Origin of the sequence: Dorea sp. AM58-8 (assembly GCF_003464045.1) — a bacterium.
GTDB classification, from domain to species: domain Bacteria; phylum Bacillota; class Clostridia; order Lachnospirales; family Lachnospiraceae; genus Claveliimonas; species Claveliimonas ammoniilytica.
Genome location: NZ_QSDM01000011.1, coordinates 39116 through 60047 on the forward strand (window position 1 = coordinate 39116; position 20932 = coordinate 60047).

Below are 20932 nucleotides of genomic sequence, written 5' to 3' on the forward strand. Positions count from 1 at the left end.
GACTAAAATGCACTGTGAAAATATGCAAGTGCTGCATTCACGGCACCTGTTACAGCTCGTGATGTAAAGCTTGCACCACTGATGGCATCGATCGGCTCACCTTCGCCGCCATCCTTTGATACATAGAATTTATCTGTCTGCTTACCCACATACTGTGAATAGAAAGAACTGTTAGTTGCTTTCATACCAAGTCCTGCTGTCTCGCTGATACTCAGGAATGCAACTCCACTGATTGTTCCATCTGCTGTAATACCTACTGTGATCTGGATATCACCGCCATAACCTTCGCCATCGGTAGCTGTGATAACATATCCGGCCTCTCCGCCTTTTACGGAACATACCTCATCAATGCTTCCCTTGATGCCGAGTTCTTTGATTACCTGATCAGCAACCTTCTGATCTACATCCACTGCTTCAAAATCATCCTCACTTGCTTCAGGGAATACCTGTAACCAGGCTTCTCTCTTAGCCGCTTCCTGAGTCTGAGCAATCGGAGTCTTAGTTACTTCATATACCAGTCCCAGCAAAAGTCCTGCAATCAGAGTGATTGCTGTAAGGATCGCTGTATTTTTAATAATCTTGTTCATTATTTTTCTCCTCCTTTGCCAAATGGTTTCGGAAGAGTAACCTTCTCAATAAGTGGAACTAAAAGGTTACTGATGATGATCGCATAGGATACACCTTCTGATGATCCACCGAACAGACGGAACAGACCAGTCAGAAGTCCAAGTACAATACCGTATACGATCTGACCGGATTTGGTGATCGGTGATGTAACGTAGTCAGTTGCCATGAACCATGCACCTAACATCAGACCACCTCCACACAACTCTGCAGTGATGAACTGAGGATCAAAAAATCCTACATTTGCATCAGAGAACTGTCCGAAGATACCAATAAACAATACAAATGTTACAATATATGTACCAGGAATACGAAGATCAATAATTCCCAACATAATCAGGAAAATCGCGCCAATAATGATTGCGATCACAGATGTCTCACCAATCGTACCTGGAATACGTCCGATCAGCATGTCCATAGAATTCACACTTGACAGTGCTCCTTCCTTCAGATATGCCAGTGGTGTCGGTCCTGTCTCTCCATCATAAACGAACTTGGTCATCTGTCCTGCAAAAGAAATCAACAGAAAACATCTTGCTCCAAGTGCCGGGTTCATGAAGTTCTGTCCCAGACCTCCGAACAGCTGCTTGACGATCAGGATAGCAAATACACTACCAAGTGCTCCCATCCACAACGGTGCTGTAGGTGGCATATTAAGTCCAAGCAGAAGTCCTGTTACAACAGCACTGAAATCACCGATTGTGATCTTCTTGTGCATAAGCTTTTCATAAATAAACTCTGTAAGCACAGCTGTTGCAGTCGTAACGATCAGCATCAGCAGTGCATCCATTCCAAAATTATATACTCCAAATGCAGATGCCGGCAACAGAGCAATTGTTACCATGAGCATAATATTGCTGGAAGTAACTTTGGAACGTATATGTGGTGAAGATGAAATATTTAACTGATTCTCCACTTTTGTTCACCTCTTCCTCTCTTGTTATTTTTTCTTTCTGCGATTAGCCAGAACAATCTTTCTCATGGAACCGATTGACTGTTTCAACGGTCTCTTAGCTGGACAGACGTAACTACATGATCCACACTCTACGCATTCCATACCGTTCATTTTTTCAAATGTCTCCGCATCATGATGCTGTGCATAATCAGCCAGACGAGACGGAATAATACGGCTTGGACAGGCATCCACACAACGTCCACAGTTGATACATGCGGTCTCTTCCAGTCTCTTAACCGAATCTTTTACAAATGCCAGAACTGAAGAAGATGTTTTCGTAACAGGTACATCTACAGTAAACATGGCAAATCCCATCATCGGACCACCGGAAATCACCTTTTCTGGTTCTTCCTTAAATCCACCAGCCTGCTCTACAAGTTCCATCTGATTCATACCAAATGGTGCGCGGAAGTTACCAGGCTCATTGATCGCATCACCACTGACAGTAACAATACGTTCAATAGAAGGCTTTCCTTCTACAACTGCCTGGTAAATATTGATCATAGTCTCAACGTTATCTACAACACATCCCGCATCTGCCGGAAGCATAGTAGAGTTGATTGCTCGCCCGGTTGTAGCATAGATCAGCTGACGCTCACCACCCTGAGGGTATTTGGTCTTTAATGCCATAACTTCCATACGAGGCTCATCTTTTGTAAGTTCTTTCAGCTTCTCGATACAATCTGGCTTATTATCTTCCACGCCAAAAATACCTTTTGCATGTTCAAACAGTGAAAGGACAACCTTCATACCACCAACAAGGCGTTCCGGCGTCTCCATCATACGTCTGTAATCGGCAGTGATATATGGCTCACACTCCGCACAGTTTGCTATAATATAGTCAATCTTCTCCGGCTCTTTTGGCGAAAGCTTCACCTTAGTAGGGAATCCAGCTCCACCCATACCTACAACACCGGCCTCACCGATCGCATTCAATATCTCTTCTTTTGTCATTTCCTCCAACGGTTTTACTGGAGCATATTCAACTTCCTTGTACTCTCCGTCATTCTCTACTACGATGCAGTTCACCTTTGCCCCAGTAGGATTAAAATGAGGTTCAATTGCTTTTACCGTTCCGGATACTGAAGCATAAATCGGAGCAGAAACAAATCCGCCAGCTTCCGCAATCTTCTGTCCTCTCAGCACGTGATCTCCCTTGGCAACAATTGGAGTTGCCGGAGCACCGATATGCTGCGAAAGCGGATATACAAGATCTCCTTTTGGCTTCACATCAACAATCGCCTTATCTTTTGCCAGACTCTTGCCGTCATCCGGATGAATACCACCCTTAAATGTTAACAGTGCCATTCCTTTTCCTTCCTTCCTTTTAGTTTATTATATATAATATACAAAAAAATCTCCTAATTTTCCATAAATGTAGGATGTTTCGTTGTACATTTTTCAATACAGCTTGCCTATTATTTAACATTTTAGGCATAACAACACAGAAAGATAGAGGCACTTTCGTGTCCCTATCTTTGCTATCTTTTTCATATATATCAAGTCTGTTCTTATCAGTAATTAAGCCTCTTCACCTTCAGATGCCTCTTCCGGTTTCTCAAGTGCTTTCATGCTCAGGCTGATCTTCTTCTCAGCTTCGTTCAGATCTACAATCTTAGCAGTAATCTCCTGTCCAACTGAAAGTACGTCAGATGGTTTTTCAACATGTGCGCGAGAAATCTGTGAAACATGAAGCAGAGCATCTACTCCAGGAGCGAGTTCAACGAATGCACCAAAATCTGTCATTCTTGCAACCTTACCTGTGATCTCTTTACCTACTGCATAATCTTCTGCAGCATTAGCCCATGGATTAGTCTCTGGGAATTTCAGGCTGAGTGCGATCTTAGTATCGTGAATATCTTTCACGAGTACTTTCAGCTTTTCGCCAACCTGGAATACTTTCTTAGGATTCTCAACACGTCCCCAGGACATCTCTGAAATATGTAACAGACCATCTACTCCACCAAGATCGATGAATGCGCCAAAATCTGTAACATTCTTTACAACACCTTCTACTGTATCTCCAACATGAAGATTTGCGAAAAGTTCTTTCTGCTTTTCTGCTCTCTCAGCAACCAGAAGCTGTCTTCTGTCACCGATCACACGGTTTCTTCTAGGATTGAACTCACTGATTACGAACTCAATTTCCTGTCCCTGATATTTGCTGAGATCTTTTTCATAAGTATCAGATACCAGACTTGCCGGGATAAATACTCTTGCTTCATCAACAACAACACTTAATCCACCACCAAGGATCTGAACAACTGGTGCTTTCAGTACTTCTTTGTTCTCGAAAGCTTCTTTCAGTCTTTCATTTCCTCTTTCAGCAAGCAGTCTCTTGTATGTCAATAATACCTGACCTTCGCCATCATTTACCTTTAATACTTTAACTGTCATTGAATCTCCAACTGATACCATAGTTGTAAGATCTGCACCGGCCTCATTCGTGTACTCACTCTTTGTAATGATTCCGTCAGCCTTGTAACCTATATTTAAAATAATTTCATCTGGCTTAACGTCAATGACCGTACCGTCAACCACCTCTCCGTTGTGAATTGTTTTCAACGAATCTTCTAGCATTTGTTCAAAAGTTAATTCTGACATAATTTTGAACCTCCTCAATTATATTATTGGGCGTGGATGCCCCTGCTGTAATACCTACTGTTTCCACGGACCTTAATTGATTCACATTCAAATCGTCAAGTGTCTGTATATAGTACGTATTGTTACATGCATTCTTGCATATCTCGAATAGCTTCTGGGTATTGGAACTTCGTTTATCTCCAATAACGATCATCGCATCGACCCTGTCTGCAATACGGGCGGTTTCAGTCTGCCGCTCTTTCGTCGCACTGCAAATCGTATTCAAAACACTTATATCATAACGCCTTTTCGAAATAATTTCAACCAATTCTTTGAATTTATTGTAATTAAATGTCGTTTGTGCAACAACACATATTTTCCTGTCCTCTGGCACCGTCAGATGCTCCGCTTCCTCTGCCGTAGAAATAACAGCCGCATCTTCCCCAGCCCAGCCCATAATGCCTTCTACCTCCGGGTGTACCGGATTGCCTATCACCACAAGAAATGCGCCCTCTTCTGCTTTTTCCATTGCAATTTTATGAATCTTTTTCACAAATGGACAGGTCGCATCGACGTACTGAATCCCCAGTTCATCCATTCGGTCACAGATGCGTTTCGGCACTCCGTGGGATCGTATGATCACAATCCCGTTCTTTGCCTTTGGAAGATCTTCTTCTCCCTCCAGTACAGTCACACCTTTCGCCTGCATATCCTTGATCACTTCATCGTTATGAATGATCGGACCAAACGTATAGATCTTACAGTCTTTATTCTCTTCTACCTGTTGGTATACGGTATCAACCGCACGTTTCACTCCAAAGCAAAAACCGGCAGTCTTAGCTAACAGAACTTTCATACCGTCTCCTTCTGCTTATCTGCACATATCGCAAGAATCGCATCTGTTACTTCTTCTATATTCATATCAGAACTGTCCACCAGCACTGCATCGTCTGCCTGTTTGAGCGGCGCAGTCTCTCGCGTCATATCCCTGTGATCCCGCGCTCTGATGTCTTCCTGAATCTTAGTCAGATCACATTCCTGTCCTTTTGCCTGAAGCTCATCAAATCTCCGCTTAGCACGAGTTTCCACACTTGCAGTCAGATATATCTTCACATCTGCATCTGGCAGGATATTGGTTCCGATATCTCTTCCATCCATCACTACATCATGTTCTCTTGCCATAGTGCGCTGCAGTTCCAGAAGTTTTGTGCGAACTTCAGGAATCGCAGATGTCTTAGACGCCATATCGCCGACTTCTTCACTTCGAAGCTGTCCGGTAATATTCGTTCCATTCAAATACACCTGCTGCATACCGTCTTCGTAACGGATACTTACATCCGCATCCCGGCAGGCATCAATTACCGCATTGATATCTGATGGATCAATCTGTTTTCCGAGAAAATGTACAGCAAGGCCACGGTACATTGCGCCCGTATCCACATAGATGCAATTCTGTCTGGCCGCCACCAACTTGGCTATTGTACTTTTTCCGGCACCTGCCGGTCCATCAATTGCTATATTAAATCCCATATTTTTCACCTTTTCTATCGTATTTCCTGTGCTGCCATGTATCCGGTAGACCAGGCAATCTGCAGATTATATCCTCCTGTCACTGCATCCAGATCCAGAACTTCACCTGCAAAATAAAGATTTTTAACTTTCTTTGACTCCATAGTACCAGGATCAATCTCCCGGACTGATACACCACCTCTGGTTATGATTGCCTCATTATATCCACGAATTCCAGTAAGTGTCATTGCAAAATTCTTAATTAAACGTACCAGACTGCGGCGTTCTTCTTTAGAAATAGCATTCACCTGCTTCTCCGGCAAAATCCCACTGAGTTCTACCATAACCGGGATCAGTTTGGAAGGAAACAAACCACCAAGTGCATTTTTGAACTGTTTATTTTTTTGTTCTTCAAAATCTCTCAGCAACCTCTTATCAAGCTGTTCCTCAGAAAGTGCCGGTTTCAGATCAATTGTCAGTGTGAGTTCTTTCTTTTTCAACATCTGTCCTACGATACTGCTGGCACTGATCACAGTCGGACCACTCACGCCAAAATGTGTAAACAAAAGTTCACCAAACTCTTCGTAATATTTCTTACGTCCATCTAAAACAGTGACATTAACATTTCTAAGCGACAATCCCTGAAGTGTTTTTACCCATGGCTCTTTTGTCTCAAGCGGAACCAGTCCTGGACTCCGCTCCGTCACCTTGTGTCCAAGTGCTTCTGCCCATCTGTATCCATCACCGGTGGAACCAGTAGATGGATAGGAAAGACCTCCTGTCGCGATAATGCAGCTGTCGCCCTTTACTGTCTTACCATCCTCCAGAACAATCCCATCAAACGTTCCATCTTTCTGCAGCACTTTTTCTACTTTCTGATTCAAGTGTATCTGAACACCACGTTTCCTCATAGCCTCTGACAAAGTACGGATTACATCCGAAGAGTGATCAGATACCGGAAATACTCTGTTGCCTCGCTCAATCTTCGTAGCAAGGCCTTCATTTTCAAAAAAATCAATCACATTCTGATTCGTGTACGTATAAAAACTGCTGTAAAGGAACTTCGGATTGCCGATTACTGCCTGAAAAAGTTCCTCCACATCACAGGCGTTGGTAATATTGCATCTTCCCTTTCCGGTAATATATAACTTTTTACCAAGCTTCTCATTCTTTTCAAAAAGATGTACTTCATGTCCTTTATCAGACGCATGTACTGCCGCAAACATACCTGCAGCACCGCCTCCTATAATAATCACTTTACTCATAACTAAATATCATCTCCGCCAAGATTCGAAAATTCCACCTTATCCGTAACCATATTCAGTTCATCCTTACTGTATACCTGATACTCGTCCCAGATCTTCTCCAGTGTTTCGAGTGTTGCCACTACTTCTTTCTGCTTCTTCATGCAAAGAGCTACTACTAGCGCATTGATCACACTCAAAGGTGCCACCAGAGAGTCTACAATAGACGCCATATCACTTCGTGCAATCAGATTGCAGGACGAATACAGATTCATCGGTGAATGAACACTGTCCGTCAATGTAATCACCTTGGCATTGCGATTATTCGCAAATTCAAGTGCTTTTAAAGTCCTCATGGAATAACGTGGAAAACTGATACCAATCACTACATCATCCTGTCCGATACGAATCAACTGTTCAAATATTTCACTGGAACTGTTGGTATTAACAAGCGTCACATCTTCACAGATCAACTGCAGATAATAACTCAGAAAGCTGGCTAACGGAGCACAGCTCCGAATACCGATCACATAGATTCTCTTTGCTTTCAGAATCGTATCCACCGCCATCTCAAACGCTTCCTGATCCATACTTCCCATGGTAAGCTTAATCTTTTCAATATCAGCCTGCAGAACCGACGTCAGGATCTCTCCCTGACTGATCCTTCCATAGGTCACTTCCATCCGCTGTATAGAATTCAACTTGGTCCGCACCAGTTCTTCCAATGCTTTCTGAAATTCCGGATACCCTTTATATCCAAGAGTCATAGCAAAACGAACAACCGTCGATTCACTGACACCTACCACTTCTCCCATTTTAGCGGCTGTAAGAAACGCAGCCTTATCGTATTCCTGCCGGATGTAATCGGCAAGCTTCTTCTGCCCCTTGCTTAATCTGGGATACTTCTCATCAATCTTCTGGAGCAGTTCATTATTTATTCCCATAACAGTTCCATTTCCTTTTCCATTCCCCTGTCATATGATCATACAAACAGAGAATTATTATCTACCACAGCACTTCTTGTACTTCTTGCCACTTCCACATGGACATGGATCATTTCTTCCGATTTTCTTTGGTTTACGAACTGTACCGGAATCTCTCTGCTCCTTGTAAAGCGCCTTTAATTCTTCCTCAGAGAAGATTTCTTTCCACTGCGGCAGTTCATACAGCCAGTCAGCCTTGGCAGCCACCATATTCTTATACAGAAGGGCCTTATCAAATACCAGGTTCACCTGTGTATCTTCTGACAGATCTTCGATCGGGTTCTCTTCTTTCAGACTCTCGTTGATTCCATCCAGAAATCCAACCATAGTCATAACATCCTGACCATACTTTTCAGCCAGTTCCTTTACAGTTCCGCGTACTTCTGTATCCGGATCCGATAACAGCTGCTCATAAATGTCCTTTTCAATATTAAAATAATTAGCCCAGAAATTCTGAAGCTCGGTTCTGTCTGCCTGTTCGTTATATGCGATTTTACGCCACTGATCTAATAATCCAGCCATTTTTGTTTCTCCTTTGTCTGTTAAAATATTGCAGACGGCAGGCATGCCTAATCCGCTCACAATATTATATACCATTTAATACTTTTTTTCAAAGTCTTTACTTTATTTATTTGCAAAAGAGCCGCACAGATTGTTCCGTGCAGCTCTTTCTTTAAAATTCTTATGTATGTGGGTTAAATATAAAGTTCTGCCATGAACCAGGCGGGACTATTTTCCACAACGTCAGACTGCTGGTTCTTACGTCCGGCTTCCCGGATACGCTGCCTTCTGAGCAGATACTCTTCCATCGATATAACTTCCTGATAGTTATCTCTGTATGTCCCCTTATCCATGCAAATCTCCTCCTATCTTTCTGTTTTAATTATACTCATCTGTAAGTCTGATTGGATTGCCGACTTTATTATTATATTGCGTCTCCCCCTGCAATATGACTAATTCCGGCTTTCCTTTCCAACTATATTTAGCATAACGGAGATATGTGACATGGATGTGTATAGAATCTAAAGAATTAATAACCTGAATCTTAAGTTTGCTTTAATAAAAAAGGACCAGAAAATCCGGCCCCTTAATTATTATATCCTATTCAACTACATCCTTCATGCTGAATGAAAGACGTCCCATCTTATCCTTGCCAAGGCATACAACCTTAACCACGTCACCCAGGGTAAGTACATCCTCAACCTGTTTGATTCTTTCTTTAGAAATCTTAGAAATGTGCACCATTCCCTCTTTTCCAGGTGCAAATTCAAGGAATGCACCGAACTCTTTGATGCTGACAACCTTTCCTTCTAGAACCTGTCCCGCTTCAAAGTCAGTTACAATAATCTCGATCAGCTGTTTTGCACGAGCCATTCCAGCTGCATCAGTACCACAGATAGACACAGCGCCATCATCTGTAATATCGATCTTAACGCCTGTCTCTTCAATGATCGCATTGATTGTCTTTCCACGCTGACCAACTACATCGCCAATCTTCTGTGGATCAATCTGCATCTGAATGATCTTAGGTGCAAATTCTCCAACCTCTGTTCTAGGCTCTGCAATTGCCTTCGACATACACTCATCCATAATAAACAGACGAGCCTGTCTTGTACGTGCGATTGCTTCTTCAACGATCGGTCTTGTAAGTCCGTGGATCTTGATATCCATCTGGATTGCCGTGATACCCTTCTTTGTACCGGTTACCTTAAAGTCCATGTCTCCAAAGAAATCTTCAAGGCCCTGAATATCAGTAAGTACCAGATAATCATCATCTGTATCTCCGGTCACGAGTCCGCATGAGATACCTGCAACCATAGCTTTAATCGGAACACCTGCAGCCATAAGAGACATACAAGATGCACAGGTAGAAGCCATAGATGTAGATCCATTAGACTCAAATGTCTCTGATACAGTACGGATCGCATATGGGAATTCAGATTCACTTGGAAGAACTGGTACAAGTGCGCGCTCCGCAAGAGCTCCGTGTCCAATCTCACGACGTCCCGGTCCTCTGGATGGTCTTGTCTCACCTACAGAGTATGAAGGGAAGTTATAGTGATGCATATAACGCTTCGTAGTCTCTTTCTCATCTAATCCATCAAGTCTCTGTGCCTCCGACAGTGGTGCCAGTGTGCAGACATTACAGATCTGTGTCTGTCCTCTGGTGAACATAGCAGAACCGTGTACACGTGGGATCAGGTCTACTTCTGCCGCAAGCGGACGAATCTGTTCAATTGCTCTTCCATCCGGGCGCTTGTGATCTTTCAGAATCATCTTACGTACCGTCTTCTTCTGATACTGATATACAGCTCTCCAAGTACAGCAAGCCATTCTTCATTATCAGCAAAAGCTTCCTCCAGCTTCTCTGTTACCTGGCGGATATTCTCCTCACGAACCTGCTTTTCATCAGTAAATACTGCTTTTTCCATCTCTTCCGGCGGAACAATCTCTTTAATAGCTGCAAAAAGTTCTTCCGGGACTGCAAATCTCTGATAATCATGCTTTGGCTTGCCACATTCTGCAACAATTGTATCTACAAATGCGATAACCTTCTGGTTTACTTCGTGAGCAGCATAAATCGCTTCGATCATCTGTGCTTCCGGAACTTCATTAGCTCCAGCTCAATCATGATAACCTTCTCTCGTGTAGACGCAACTGTCAAAGCCATGTCAGACACTTCCTTCTGAACAGCTGTCGGGTTAAATACAAATTCGCCATCAACCAGACCTACCTGAGTAGTAGAAATCGGTCCGTCAAACGGGATGTCAGAAATTGTAGTTGCAATTGCAGAACCAAGCATTGCTGTAAGTTCCGGCGAACAATCCTGATCTACAGAAAGTACAAGATTCTCCAATGTAACATCATTACGATAATCCTTCGGGAACAGCGGACGCATCGGACGGTCGATAACACGGTCTGTCAGAACAGCATTCTCAGATGCCTTACCTTCACGCTTGTTAAATCCTCCCGGAATCTTACCCACAGCGTACATTCTTTCATTATATTCTACGCTTAACGGAAAGAAATCAATTCCTTCTCTCGGTTTCTCGGATGCTGTTGCTGTACACAGCACAGTTGTATCACCATAGTGCATTAATACTGCACCATTTGCCTGTTTTGCAACTCTTCCTACATCAACTCGCAGTGTTCTGCCAGCCAATTCCATTTCAAATTGTTTAAACATGGTAGTATTCCTTTCTCAAATTCATCTCTTAAACTTATTTCATCTATGCGCAATCAGAAACCACCGAAACTACTGAAAAACATATTTCGCAAAATACACTTTTCAGTGGTCTCGGAATATATGTCTCTGTTCGCAATCTTGTTTATTATAGCATACATTATATAAAAAGGCTATCTTTTATTTTTCTTTTTAACAGCATCAAAATAAGAGCACCGGTTATCCCGATGCTCTTGTTTCACTTCTTCAATCCTCAAAATGCGATAATTATTTACGCAGTCCAAGTTTCTCAATCAGTGCACGATATCTTTCGATATCTTTCTCTTTCAGGTATGCAAGAAGTCCTCTTCTCTGACCTACCATCTTAAGAAGTCCTCTTCTTGAGTGGTGATCTTTCGGATTAGCTTTGAAATGATCTGTCAGGTCATTGATTCTTGCTGTCAGGATAGCAACCTGAACTTCCGGAGAACCTGTATCTCCTTCTCCTCTTCCATACTCTGCGATAATCTGACTTTTCTGCTCTTTTGTTATCATGTCTTTTTCCTCCTTATTCTTTACACTGCCGACATTAAGTAGCGGTTGGAGTCCTCCAGCTACCGAACACCGGTTGTTTTACACGAATCGTAGTATAACACAAAAGGGAGGTCCATGTAAACCCCCCTTTTGTATCTTTCTATAAAGCTTTCAAGCTTTTAACAGCATCTGTAATGGAGTCTGCACCAAATACAGAACTTCCCGCGATCAGTATATCCGCTCCGGCTTCTACAAGCTTCTTGCCTGTCACCGTATTCACACCGCCATCTATGCTGATCGGAACATGTATTCCAGTTTCATCCATGATTTCTACTGATCTTTTCACCTTTTCATAGATACTCTCTTCAAACGGCTGTCCTCCATATCCCGGTTCTACACTCATAAGAATCAGCCCATCGATATGCGGAAGCAGGTAACGAAGTCTTTCCACATCATAAGACGGTCCTATGCCTAGTCCCGCCTTAATACCAGCTTTCTTTACTTCGCGCAGCATATGAAGCGGGTTCGGACATGCATCCAGTTGAAATGTAATGATATCCGCACCTGCTTTTGCAAACATTGGAAGAAATGTCTCTGGTCTGACAAGTTCCATATGTACAGAAAGCGGAAGCTTCGTAATTTTCTTCAGATCCGCTACAAGCTGTGGTCCAAAAGTAACATTCTCCACATAAACACCGTCCATCACATCGATATGTACAATATCCGCACCTGCCTTTTCTGCTTCTAATACCTGTTCCCCAATCTTTGTGTGATCACACGCAAGGATTGATGCTGATACCTTTGCCATAGTTTTCCTCCTGTTATAAGCAAGTGGGCATGTCACCATACCCACCTGAATATCCTTTATTTCTGTGTTACATGATTTGTCACTGAATGCATCCAATCTTTTGCAATTGCATAAATCTCTTTATATTTTTCAAAGTAGAACATATACTCTTCATGTCTTTCCTGATTAGGCTCAACCGTATATTCTACATCCGTCATAGCCTCTGCGGCAGTATCAATATCCGGATATACTCCACCAGCTACAGCACCAAGGATTGCTGAACCAAGCACAGGACCTTCGCTGCATTTCGGTACAACAACCGGACAATTGCTTACATCTGCATGAGCCTGAAGCCAGAAATCACTCTTTGCTGCTCCACCTGATACAACCATTGCTTTCGGTACAAATCCAGCTTCGCGGAATACTTCGAGAATTGCTTCTGTACCATAGCAGATACTCTCAATAATCGCACGATACATATGCGCCGGTGTATGTCCCAAAGACAATCCGTAAAACATACCTCTGACATCCGGATCTACATGCGGTGTACGATTGCCCTGGAAGAAATCTAGTGCTACCAGACCTTCTGCTCCTATCGGAAGCTTTGCAGCCTCACGGTTTAGAATATCATATACACTGCAGCCTTCTTTTTCTGCCTGCATTTTCACTGTACCACATAATTGATTTTTGAACCAGTTAACAATTGAACCTGTCGATGTCTGTCCGCCTTCAACCATACGAAGTCCAGGAACAATAGCATCCGGATACGCTCCCCACATTCCTTTTCTGTGAATAGGGTCTTTAAACTGGGCAACATGCAAATGGGAAGATCCGGTAATTAATGTCAGCTTGCCAGGCTGGTGTGCATTCAGTCCGATAACGCCAACAAACGCATCGGCACCTCCTTCGCCAACCGGAATACCTGGAATAAGCCCCATATCCTCAGCAGCCTTTTCTGTCAATCCTCCAACAAGTTCTCCTAACGGCAACACCCTCTCCGGAAGCTTTTCAACCAGATCATCCAGTCCGATCGTGTTATAGAAGTCAACCGGGTATCCACCTTCTTCATTGTTATAATACCAGCGAACGGATGCACAGTTAATACTTGCTGTATATTCGCCTGTCAATTTATACATCAGCCAATCTGTACATTCATAAAATCTTGTAGCCTTATTATAAGTCTCTGGTTCATTTTCTTTTAACCAAAGAGCCTTAGCCGGAAGACATTCTGCAGATACCATTCCGTATCCATTGTACTTCAATGCATCATGTCCGGATTCGTAGATACGCTTTGCCTGTTCGGAAGCGCGCACATCCATCCACATAATCGCATCACGAAGAGGCTCCATATCATCCCCTGACAGGACAACAGTACAGCATGTTGTATCTACGCTCATACCTTTGATGCAAGCAGGGTCAATATCGCTTTCTGCCATCGCTCTCTTTGATGCCTTGCAGATAGAATCCCACCATTCGCTTGGCTTCTGCTCTGCGCGACCGGAAGCTGGCGTATACAATGGATATGGTTCCTCACAAAATACAATTGGATTACCTTTCAGATCAAAAATACCAACCCTAGCTCCGCCAGTACCCATATCAACACCTAATACACAATCTATTTTACGCATCTTATTTTCCTCCGTTTTATTAAAGTTCGAGTCCAATCTCCTCAGGAAGTTCATCGAAGTATATATCTTCATGGCTTGTGTTATTCTTGAAAATAACCAGGCAATGTACGGAATCGTCCAGTGTATTCGGAGCCCAGTGCCATACGCCAGGTTTACAGCTGATTCCCATTCCCTTTGGAATATAGAATGCACGAACCTTGTCCGGATCCGGTTTGCCAGCCGGTGCAAATGGAACGATAATACCGCCAGTCATTGCAAATAAATTTTCCTCCGTATGATCATGTGCTTCAAATTTCTTCACTGTAAATGGCTTACGGAACACTTCCATCAAATTGATGGATGTAGGAGTGTCTCTGACTACAACCTGTGGATACCATGTATGAGAGCCTTTTGCTCCACAGTCTTCTCTTCCTTCATAAGATAATACTTCGCCAAATTCTGCAAATGCTTCTTTTGTAAGCTGCTCTACTTTAATCTTCTTCATAACAAATCCTTCTTTCTTAAAAGATTACACTTATTCGGCAAGGCCTAATAAGTGTAATCAGATCTAATTATTTACTGTTATACAGAGGCTTTTGCAATTGCTTTAAAAATCAGCATTGCAACGCATGCTCCCGGATCAACCATACCGATGGAAGCATCGCCCTTTACTGCTGGTTTACCATGTACAGCCTTCATATTAGTAGCTGCGTTGAATCCTTCTTCCGCAGCCACAGCTGCTTTTGCAGTCGCTGCCGCAAGATCCTCGCCAGCTTCCACAGCAACCTTCAGTGCCTGAACTCCCGGATCAAATCCATCTAAGAATGTCTTCTCTCCAAGTTTTGCTTTACCCTTTGTCATAATTCCATTCTCGTATGCAGCAAGAAATTCCACAACATCTTCGTTGCTCAGTTCTGTCTTACCCTTCAGGACCTTTCCTCCCTGCATAAGTCCAATAGACATCAGCGTACCCATAGTAGATGGCGCCGCACTTGACATTGCTTTTCCAGCGCCGTAAAGCATCTTGCCAGCATCCGCTTCATCAGATCCTGCTGCAAATTCAGACGCTGCTGCAAATCCCTTAGTCATTGTAAGTCCAAGGTCTCCATCTCCTACTACACTGTCCAACTCGATCAATCGATCTTTGTTCTCATTCATGATTGTGCTGATCTCAGCCAGCATTTTTACAATATATGATGAATTCATTATGATTTCCTCCTAATATTAAAGCTGTTTAAAGAACGGTGTTGCTGCCGGAGCATCAAGAAGTTCCTTCAACTCATCATCCAGTTTGAACAGGGAAATTGAGAATCCTGCCATTTCCATCGCTGTAGCAAACTCACCTACATAGTAACGATGTACTTTGATACCTTCTTCTTTTAATCTCTTGTCAATATGGCGTGTTACAATATACTGCTCATCCAGAGGAGTAGCTCCCAGTCCATTTACCATAACAGCTACTTCATCGCCTTTTACATACGGAATATCTGGAAGAATCTTTTCTAACATCTCATCGACAATAGCATCTGCAGGCTCAATTTTACCATTACGAATACCAGCCTCACCATGGATACCCATACCAATAGCCATCTCATCGTCAGCAATTGTAAATCCCGGTTTACCAACTTCCGGAATTGTACACGGCGTCAGAGCCACACCCATTGTTCTTACATTAGCTGCCGCTTTCTCAGCAATTCTCTTAACTTCATCCAGATCTTTCATCTGAGCTGCTGCAGCACCTGCACATTTATATACAAATACAATACCAGCTACGCCTCGTCTGTGATTTGGTTCTCCAGGGCCAGCCGGTGCAGCAGAAGCTACATCTTCACCTGCAACAACCGTCTCAACACGGATATCTTCTTCAAAATCAGCCATTTCTGCGCCCATGTCAAAGTTAAGAATATCTCCGTTATAATTACCGTAAATATACAGAACACCTGCTCCGTCATCTACTTCTTTTGTAACATTAAATACCTGTTCCGGGCTTGGTGACTGGAACACACCGCCTACACAGCAGCCATCCAGCATACCTTTTCCTACATATCCCAGGAATAATGGCAAATGTCCTGAACCGCCACCTGTAACGATACCAACCTTTCCAGCGACCTTATTAGATGTTACAAGGCAACGCAAGTCATCCGCTGTATAAGTAATATAATCAGGATGCGCTGCATAAAGACCTTCCAACATCTCGTCCACATAATTTTCCGGTTTGTTAATGATTTTTTTCATAACTAAGTCCTCCCTTTATTTTGTTTTCACCTTAGTTGCTCTTTTAGCTGCAATGTTTGTAATAACCAGTACTGCGATCAGAATCAGTCCGTATACGAGGTCTGTAATAACCGTATCGATACGAAGGACACTGAATGCAGAAGAAATCAGCTGTAATAATACGATTGCAAGTGTAACTCCTATCACCTTACCTTTACCACCATCTGGATGAACGCCACCCAATACTACGATCAGCAGTGAAAGCAGTGTATAAGATGTATTGTAGTTAGATTTACCGGATCCATAATGTGAAGATGTCAGGATACCGCTGATTGCTCCCAGGAAACCGGAAATCATATATGTTGTCATGATAACTTTAAAGTTGTTGATTCCTGAATACTTAGATGCGACTTCATTACTTCCAAGGAAATATACTTTCTGTCCATATGTAGTAGACTTCAACAGGAATGACATCACCAGTGTAACAATAATGAACATAGGCAATGTATGCGGTATACCTGCAATCGTTCCATTTGCAATATTAATGTATGACTGTGGTACGCCAGTGATACCAGGACCTGTTGTAACGATCATAGCAATACCTGTGTAAAGTTGCAGACCACAAAGTGTAACCAGCATCGGTGGAATGTGCAGAAATCCAATCAGGAAACCGTTAAACGCACCACACAGCACACCGATGATCAGACCCACAATAATCGCACCAATAATCATACCCATACCGCATTCTTTTCCACCGCCGATATTAACCATCATATACGATGCTACAACACCTACGAGATTGGCAATACCAACCAGAGACAGATCGATTCCTCCGGAGATCATACACAGCATCATGCCAAATGTAAGGATACCGTATTCCGGAAACAGGTAAAACCATGATTTGATATTCAATGTTGAATAATAGGTTGACGGGTTCAAAATCGCCATCGCAATTAATACGACTGCATACATTCCTAATAAAGAAAGAATGTTATGGTCTATTTTCTTCAAAAGCTTCATTGTACATTCCTCCCTTTATACCTTTTGATTCTTCTGAACAGCAAGTTCTTTCAGCGAAGTGATTGCTGTACCAACTACGATTACAGCACCGACTACGAACGTCTGCCAATATGTAGGTACGCCAAGCATGATCAGGTTGTTCTGGATCAGACCGATCAGCACAACACCGAGAATCGTTCCGAGCACTGTACCATGTCCGCCACTCATGCGGGTTCCGCCTACAACAACAGCAGCGATGATCATCATTTCACTTCCCATAAGATTCAATGGGTTCGCCGCCTTATTAAGTACACAATAAATCATTCCGGCGATACCAGCCATAACGCCCGAGAACATGTACACAATAAACTGAAGTCTTACTACGTTAAATCCGGCAATACGAGCTGCATTGGCATCTCCGCCGATTGCATAGATTCCACGTCCAAGCATTGTATATTTCAAAACAATATATATAACAATATAAAGAATAATCGGGACCAGAATCAATGCGGTCATACTATAGTTATTACCCGCTTTACTCTGATACGTAAACAAATAAACTTTATTGAGTGCTGCAATCGTACTTGGCAGTCTTGAGATCTGTCTGGTGCCAAAGAACGTAAGAAGCATGCCCTGTGTAATACTGCTCACACCAAGAGTAGCAATCAACGGCGGAATCTGAAGCAATGAAATCAGTACCGCATTGATAATACCAATCACCAGCCCGATAGCTGCCGCAAATACAAACGCAAGAACTACATTGTCAATATCGTTCTCTTTAAATACACAGATTGGAATATAAAGAGATGCACACGCAATTGCCGGGAAAGAAACATCGATACCTCCCGAAATAATAACCACCATCTCACAGATAGCAAAACACAGTGTTACCAGAAGTGCTCTGGCAAGTGTAATAATTGTCGAAACCTCTGCAAACGCTGGTGTCTTCATGCTAATCGCAATGCAAAGGACAACAATAATATAAACAATAAACATCTGATTCGAAGTCAGAATCTCTTTCCATTTTGATTGTTTCATTAACTCTCTCCTCCTTCGCTGAACAGCTTGTACAGTTCATTCTCGCTGATCTCTTCATCGATATGAGCAACAGCTTTACCATTTCTCATAACAAGGATCTTGTTACAGTTCTGAACCAGCTCAGACAAGTCATCAGAAATAACGATTACTCCAACACCATCCTTTGCAAGCTTGTGCAAAATTTCGAAAATCTCACTCTTTGATCCGATATCCACACCCACTGTAGGTCCGTTCAGAACAATCAGCTCAGGATCCGTATTCAGCCATTTTGCAATAACAACCTTCTGTGCATTACCACCGGATAATGTACGGATTGCATCTGTCTGTTTACCGATTTTTACAGAGAGATTACCAATCCATTCTGTAGTATCTTCTGCGATCTTTTTATGATCCAGTTTGCCACCATGGAAATACTTGCCAATAGACGCAGCCACCATATTATCCTGAATACTTCTGTCAAGGAACAATCCCTGTGTCAGTCGGTCTTCCGGAACATATGCGATCTTATTCTTGATTGCATCTTCAATGTTGTGGATCTCAATCTCTTTTCCATTCAAAGTGATTTTTCCACTCGTAGCCGGTGCAAGCCCGAATAATGCATCACCAAGTTCTCCACGTCCTGAGCCAAGAAGTCCTGTAATCCCCAGCACATCGCCTTTTTCAAGTGAGAACGATACGTTTTCAAATGCACCTTCTCTGGAAATATTTTCAACTTTCAAAATCTCTGTTCCATCACTTTTCTCTGGAACATATACAGATTCAACAATATCACGACCGGTGATATCATGGATAAATCTCGCTCTGTCATACTCTTTGATATCTCCGCTGGAGATATATTCTCCATTTCGGATAATCGTAAGTCTGTCAGCAATTTCATATATCTCATCCAGCTTATGGTTAACGATCATAATCGCAATACCTTTTTCTTTTAAGCGACGGATGATCTTAAACAGATTCTCAACTTCTTTTTTAGTCAGCGCAGTAGTAGGTTCGTCGAGAATCAGAAATTTTGCATCATTAATAATGGCCCGGCATATAGCAACCATTTGCTTATTAGCAACAGTCAGCCTTTCTACAAGAATATCCGGATCCATGTGAGCACCTACCTGCTCCATAGCTTCGATAGCAAGTTCTCTTGCTTTCTTCCAGTTCATGACCTTAGTACCTGTCATGAGTGAATTGTTCATTGCAATATTCTCTGCAACTGTTAAGTTAGGAAATACTGCAAAATCCTGATATATAACCTGTACACCTGCTCGAATCGCATCGATAGGTGTCAGTTTTTCGACTTTTTTACCTTCAAGATAATAATCACCGGATGTCTGTTCATGAACTCCGGAAATCACTTTGATCAATGTGGATTTACCACATCCATTCTGTCCGGCAAGTGCCAGGATTTCTCCTTTTCTAATTTCGAGATCAACGCCTTTTAAAGCCTGCACACCACCAAACGATTTCTTAATATTCTCTAATTTAAGAAATACTTCTCCCATATAGAATCCCTCGTTTCTTCATCAAATAAAGCCTCATAGAGAATGCCCTTATTGCAATTCCCTATGAGGCTTAAGGCTCATTCAGTTAAAACATTTTAGATGTCAAAATGTATTTAGAAATCGTATGCTTCGTCGTTGCAGTTATCTTTATCAACATCGATCCAAGCACTACCTGTGTATACTTTGCCTTCAAGTGTCAGGTTCTCATATCCTTCTACTGGAAGTGAAAGTGTATCTTCGCCAACTGTTCCATTCAGAGTTGCAACAGCAAGTTCGATCATTGCCTGACCTGCAAGTGCCGGATCCCAGAAGCTCATAAGCTCAACTGTTCCGTCTTCAACGTACTCGCCACAAACTGACATAAGAGATGTACCTGCGATATGTACTTTGCCCTGAAGTCCAAGTTCCTCAACTGCCTGAGCTGCACCCGGAGTCTCTGACATAGCTGCACACTGGATACCAACGATCTCGTGTTTTGTATCAGCTGTAAGTGCTTCTTTAACTTTGCTGTATGCTGTGTCCTGATTGTCATCAGAAACGATTGGCTGATCATCTACTTTAAGATCTGGAGCATTCTTCTCAGCCCATTCTTTACCACCCTGAGCTTCCTCAACGTGAGACTGAGATGTCAGAGCACCAACTGTCTGGATTACACGTCCTTTTCCGCCAGAGAGTTCGTTAATCTTTTCCATCAGGTGAGCACCATACTCTAATGTATCAAATGCTTCAACGTCATAGTCCATGTTCTCTACTGTAGATGCCTCGTGGCAGATAACTACGATGCCTGCCTCTTTAGCTTTTGCAAGAACAGGGTCAAGAGCTTCTACATCGAACGGAACTACACAGATTGCATCGTATCCCTGAGAGATCAGTCCCTCAACGAATGCTGCCTGTCCGTCACCTTCCGGAGATCCGCAGTACTCAACGCTTGTTCCGTTAGCTTCGTTATAGTCATCAACACCCTGTTCCATACGCTCAAACCATGCAAGGTTTGTCATCTTAGGAACTACAGCAATCTTGTAATCAGCTGCTGTCTTTTCACCGGAATCATCCTTCGCGGTGTCCTCTGTCTTGGTGTCTTCCTTTGAGCTGTCATCAGATGAGCCAGAGCCACATCCAACGAGCAGTGTCGCTACCATAGCGATGCCCAGTACTGCACTTAAAATCCTCTTTTTCATGTTACACATCCTCCTTGTATA

20 protein-coding genes and 1 pseudogene are annotated in these 20932 nt (G+C 42.7%); all 21 read right to left on the bottom strand.

Annotation, left to right across the window (positions count from 1 at the left end):
- Positions 1-2: 2 nt before the first annotated feature.
- The 21 genes and pseudogenes from DXA18_RS09350 to DXA18_RS09445 all read right to left on the bottom strand — a co-directional run bounded on the left by DXA18_RS09350 (position 3) and on the right by DXA18_RS09445 (position 20911).
- Positions 3-587: an RnfABCDGE type electron transport complex subunit G gene (locus DXA18_RS09350; protein ID WP_118383712.1), complete on the bottom strand. Its 585-nt coding sequence runs from the start codon at positions 585-587 to the stop codon at positions 3-5.
- On the bottom strand, positions 587-1540 hold the full coding sequence (locus tag DXA18_RS09355) for an RnfABCDGE type electron transport complex subunit D (RefSeq protein ID WP_118383713.1): 954 nt from the start codon (positions 1538-1540) through the stop codon (positions 587-589). Before DXA18_RS09355 ends, DXA18_RS09350 begins: the two co-directional genes overlap by 1 nt.
- Before the next feature lie 24 nt (positions 1541-1564).
- On the bottom strand, positions 1565-2887 hold the full coding sequence (gene rsxC / locus DXA18_RS09360; protein ID WP_118383714.1) for an electron transport complex subunit RsxC: 1323 nt from the start codon (positions 2885-2887) through the stop codon (positions 1565-1567).
- A 213-nt stretch (positions 2888-3100) separates the two neighbouring features.
- Entirely contained in the window at positions 3101-4183 is a 1083-nt protein-coding gene (gene rpsA / locus DXA18_RS09365) for a 30S ribosomal protein S1 (RefSeq protein WP_118383715.1), read from the bottom strand.
- The gene (gene ispH, locus DXA18_RS09370; protein WP_118383716.1) at positions 4164-5018 is read right to left on the bottom strand and encodes a 4-hydroxy-3-methylbut-2-enyl diphosphate reductase; all 855 of its coding nucleotides are present in this window, start codon (positions 5016-5018) and stop codon (positions 4164-4166) included. The genes rpsA and ispH overlap by 20 nt, the downstream gene beginning before the upstream one ends.
- Complete coding sequence (gene cmk / locus DXA18_RS09375) at positions 5015-5692, bottom strand: (d)CMP kinase (protein WP_118383717.1); 678 nt, start codon at positions 5690-5692, stop codon at positions 5015-5017. The genes ispH and cmk overlap by 4 nt, the downstream gene beginning before the upstream one ends.
- 14 nt (positions 5693-5706) lie before the next feature.
- Positions 5707-6936, bottom strand: a complete 1230-nt coding sequence (locus DXA18_RS09380; protein ID WP_118383718.1) for an NAD(P)/FAD-dependent oxidoreductase — start codon at positions 6934-6936, stop codon at positions 5707-5709.
- 2 nt (positions 6937-6938) lie between these two features.
- A complete protein-coding gene (locus DXA18_RS09385) occupies positions 6939-7859 on the bottom strand; it encodes a MurR/RpiR family transcriptional regulator (protein ID WP_118383719.1) in 921 nt (306 codons plus the stop codon).
- Between the two features lie 57 nt (positions 7860-7916).
- Positions 7917-8420 (bottom strand): SEC-C metal-binding domain-containing protein, encoded by a 504-nt coding sequence (locus DXA18_RS09390; protein ID WP_118383720.1) that lies wholly within the window; start codon positions 8418-8420, stop codon positions 7917-7919.
- 173 nt (positions 8421-8593) lie between these two features.
- Positions 8594-8752 carry a hypothetical protein gene (locus DXA18_RS15820; protein ID WP_199665564.1) on the bottom strand — a complete coding sequence of 53 codons (159 nt, stop codon included), beginning with the start codon at positions 8750-8752 and terminating at the stop codon, positions 8594-8596.
- 247 nt (positions 8753-8999) lie between these two features.
- Positions 9000-11085: pseudogene (locus tag DXA18_RS17420) on the bottom strand (polyribonucleotide nucleotidyltransferase).
- A 264-nt stretch (positions 11086-11349) separates the two neighbouring features.
- A complete protein-coding gene (gene rpsO, locus DXA18_RS09400; RefSeq protein WP_118383721.1) occupies positions 11350-11616 on the bottom strand; it encodes a 30S ribosomal protein S15 in 267 nt (88 codons plus the stop codon).
- 139 nt (positions 11617-11755) lie between these two features.
- Entirely contained in the window at positions 11756-12403 is a 648-nt protein-coding gene (gene rpe / locus DXA18_RS09405) for a ribulose-phosphate 3-epimerase (RefSeq protein ID WP_158567113.1), read from the bottom strand.
- A gap of 56 nt (positions 12404-12459) precedes the next feature.
- Positions 12460-14010 (bottom strand): FGGY-family carbohydrate kinase, encoded by a 1551-nt coding sequence (locus tag DXA18_RS09410; protein WP_118383723.1) that lies wholly within the window; start codon positions 14008-14010, stop codon positions 12460-12462.
- Between the two features lie 19 nt (positions 14011-14029).
- Positions 14030-14494 (bottom strand): ureidoglycolate lyase, encoded by a 465-nt coding sequence (locus DXA18_RS09415; protein WP_118383724.1) that lies wholly within the window; start codon positions 14492-14494, stop codon positions 14030-14032.
- 77 nt (positions 14495-14571) lie between these two features.
- Entirely contained in the window at positions 14572-15195 is a 624-nt protein-coding gene (locus tag DXA18_RS09420) for a dihydroxyacetone kinase subunit L (RefSeq protein ID WP_118383725.1), read from the bottom strand.
- Between the two features lie 18 nt (positions 15196-15213).
- Positions 15214-16224 (bottom strand): dihydroxyacetone kinase subunit DhaK, encoded by a 1011-nt coding sequence (locus DXA18_RS09425; RefSeq protein ID WP_118383726.1) that lies wholly within the window; start codon positions 16222-16224, stop codon positions 15214-15216.
- A gap of 15 nt (positions 16225-16239) precedes the next feature.
- Positions 16240-17223, bottom strand: coding sequence for an ABC transporter permease (locus tag DXA18_RS09430; RefSeq protein ID WP_118383727.1), 984 nt, complete (start codon positions 17221-17223; stop codon positions 16240-16242).
- 15 nt (positions 17224-17238) lie between these two features.
- On the bottom strand, positions 17239-18240 hold the full coding sequence (locus tag DXA18_RS09435) for an ABC transporter permease (protein ID WP_118383728.1): 1002 nt from the start codon (positions 18238-18240) through the stop codon (positions 17239-17241).
- Complete coding sequence (locus tag DXA18_RS09440; protein ID WP_118383729.1) at positions 18240-19733, bottom strand: sugar ABC transporter ATP-binding protein; 1494 nt, start codon at positions 19731-19733, stop codon at positions 18240-18242. Before DXA18_RS09440 ends, DXA18_RS09435 begins: the two co-directional genes overlap by 1 nt.
- 113 nt (positions 19734-19846) lie before the next feature.
- The gene (locus tag DXA18_RS09445; RefSeq protein WP_243007080.1) at positions 19847-20911 is read right to left on the bottom strand and encodes an autoinducer 2 ABC transporter substrate-binding protein; all 1065 of its coding nucleotides are present in this window, start codon (positions 20909-20911) and stop codon (positions 19847-19849) included.
- Positions 20912-20932: the final 21 nt, after the last annotated feature.

Bases quoted from the DNA above. Each gene is read 5' to 3' on its own strand.
- DXA18_RS09350 (WP_118383712.1), bottom strand. From the start codon at position 587: ATGAACAAGATTATTAAAAATACAGCGATCCTTACAGCAATCACTCTG.
- rsxC (WP_118383714.1), bottom strand. From the start codon at position 2,887: ATGGCACTGTTAACATTTAAGGGTGGTATTCATCCGGATGACGGCAAG.
- rpsA (WP_118383715.1), bottom strand. From the start codon at position 4,183: ATGTCAGAATTAACTTTTGAACAAATGCTAGAAGATTCGTTGAAAACA.
- ispH (WP_118383716.1), bottom strand. From the start codon at position 5,018: ATGAAAGTTCTGTTAGCTAAGACTGCCGGTTTTTGCTTTGGAGTGAAA.
- cmk (WP_118383717.1), bottom strand. From the start codon at position 5,692: ATGGGATTTAATATAGCAATTGATGGACCGGCAGGTGCCGGAAAAAGT.
- DXA18_RS09380 (WP_118383718.1), bottom strand. From the start codon at position 6,936: ATGAGTAAAGTGATTATTATAGGAGGCGGTGCTGCAGGTATGTTTGCG.
- DXA18_RS09385 (WP_118383719.1), bottom strand. From the start codon at position 7,859: ATGGGAATAAATAATGAACTGCTCCAGAAGATTGATGAGAAGTATCCC.
- DXA18_RS09390 (WP_118383720.1), bottom strand. From the start codon at position 8,420: ATGGCTGGATTATTAGATCAGTGGCGTAAAATCGCATATAACGAACAG.
- DXA18_RS15820 (WP_199665564.1), bottom strand. From the start codon at position 8,752: ATGGATAAGGGGACATACAGAGATAACTATCAGGAAGTTATATCGATG.
- rpsO (WP_118383721.1), bottom strand. From the start codon at position 11,616: ATGATAACAAAAGAGCAGAAAAGTCAGATTATCGCAGAGTATGGAAGA.
- rpe (WP_158567113.1), bottom strand. From the start codon at position 12,403: ATGGCAAAGGTATCAGCATCAATCCTTGCGTGTGATCACACAAAGATT.
- DXA18_RS09410 (WP_118383723.1), bottom strand. From the start codon at position 14,010: ATGCGTAAAATAGATTGTGTATTAGGTGTTGATATGGGTACTGGCGGA.
- DXA18_RS09415 (WP_118383724.1), bottom strand. From the start codon at position 14,494: ATGAAGAAGATTAAAGTAGAGCAGCTTACAAAAGAAGCATTTGCAGAA.
- DXA18_RS09420 (WP_118383725.1), bottom strand. From the start codon at position 15,195: ATGAATTCATCATATATTGTAAAAATGCTGGCTGAGATCAGCACAATC.
- DXA18_RS09425 (WP_118383726.1), bottom strand. From the start codon at position 16,224: ATGAAAAAAATCATTAACAAACCGGAAAATTATGTGGACGAGATGTTG.
- DXA18_RS09430 (WP_118383727.1), bottom strand. From the start codon at position 17,223: ATGAAGCTTTTGAAGAAAATAGACCATAACATTCTTTCTTTATTAGGA.
- DXA18_RS09435 (WP_118383728.1), bottom strand. From the start codon at position 18,240: ATGAAACAATCAAAATGGAAAGAGATTCTGACTTCGAATCAGATGTTT.
- DXA18_RS09440 (WP_118383729.1), bottom strand. From the start codon at position 19,733: ATGGGAGAAGTATTTCTTAAATTAGAGAATATTAAGAAATCGTTTGGT.
- DXA18_RS09445 (WP_243007080.1), bottom strand. From the start codon at position 20,911: ATGAAAAAGAGGATTTTAAGTGCAGTACTGGGCATCGCTATGGTAGCG.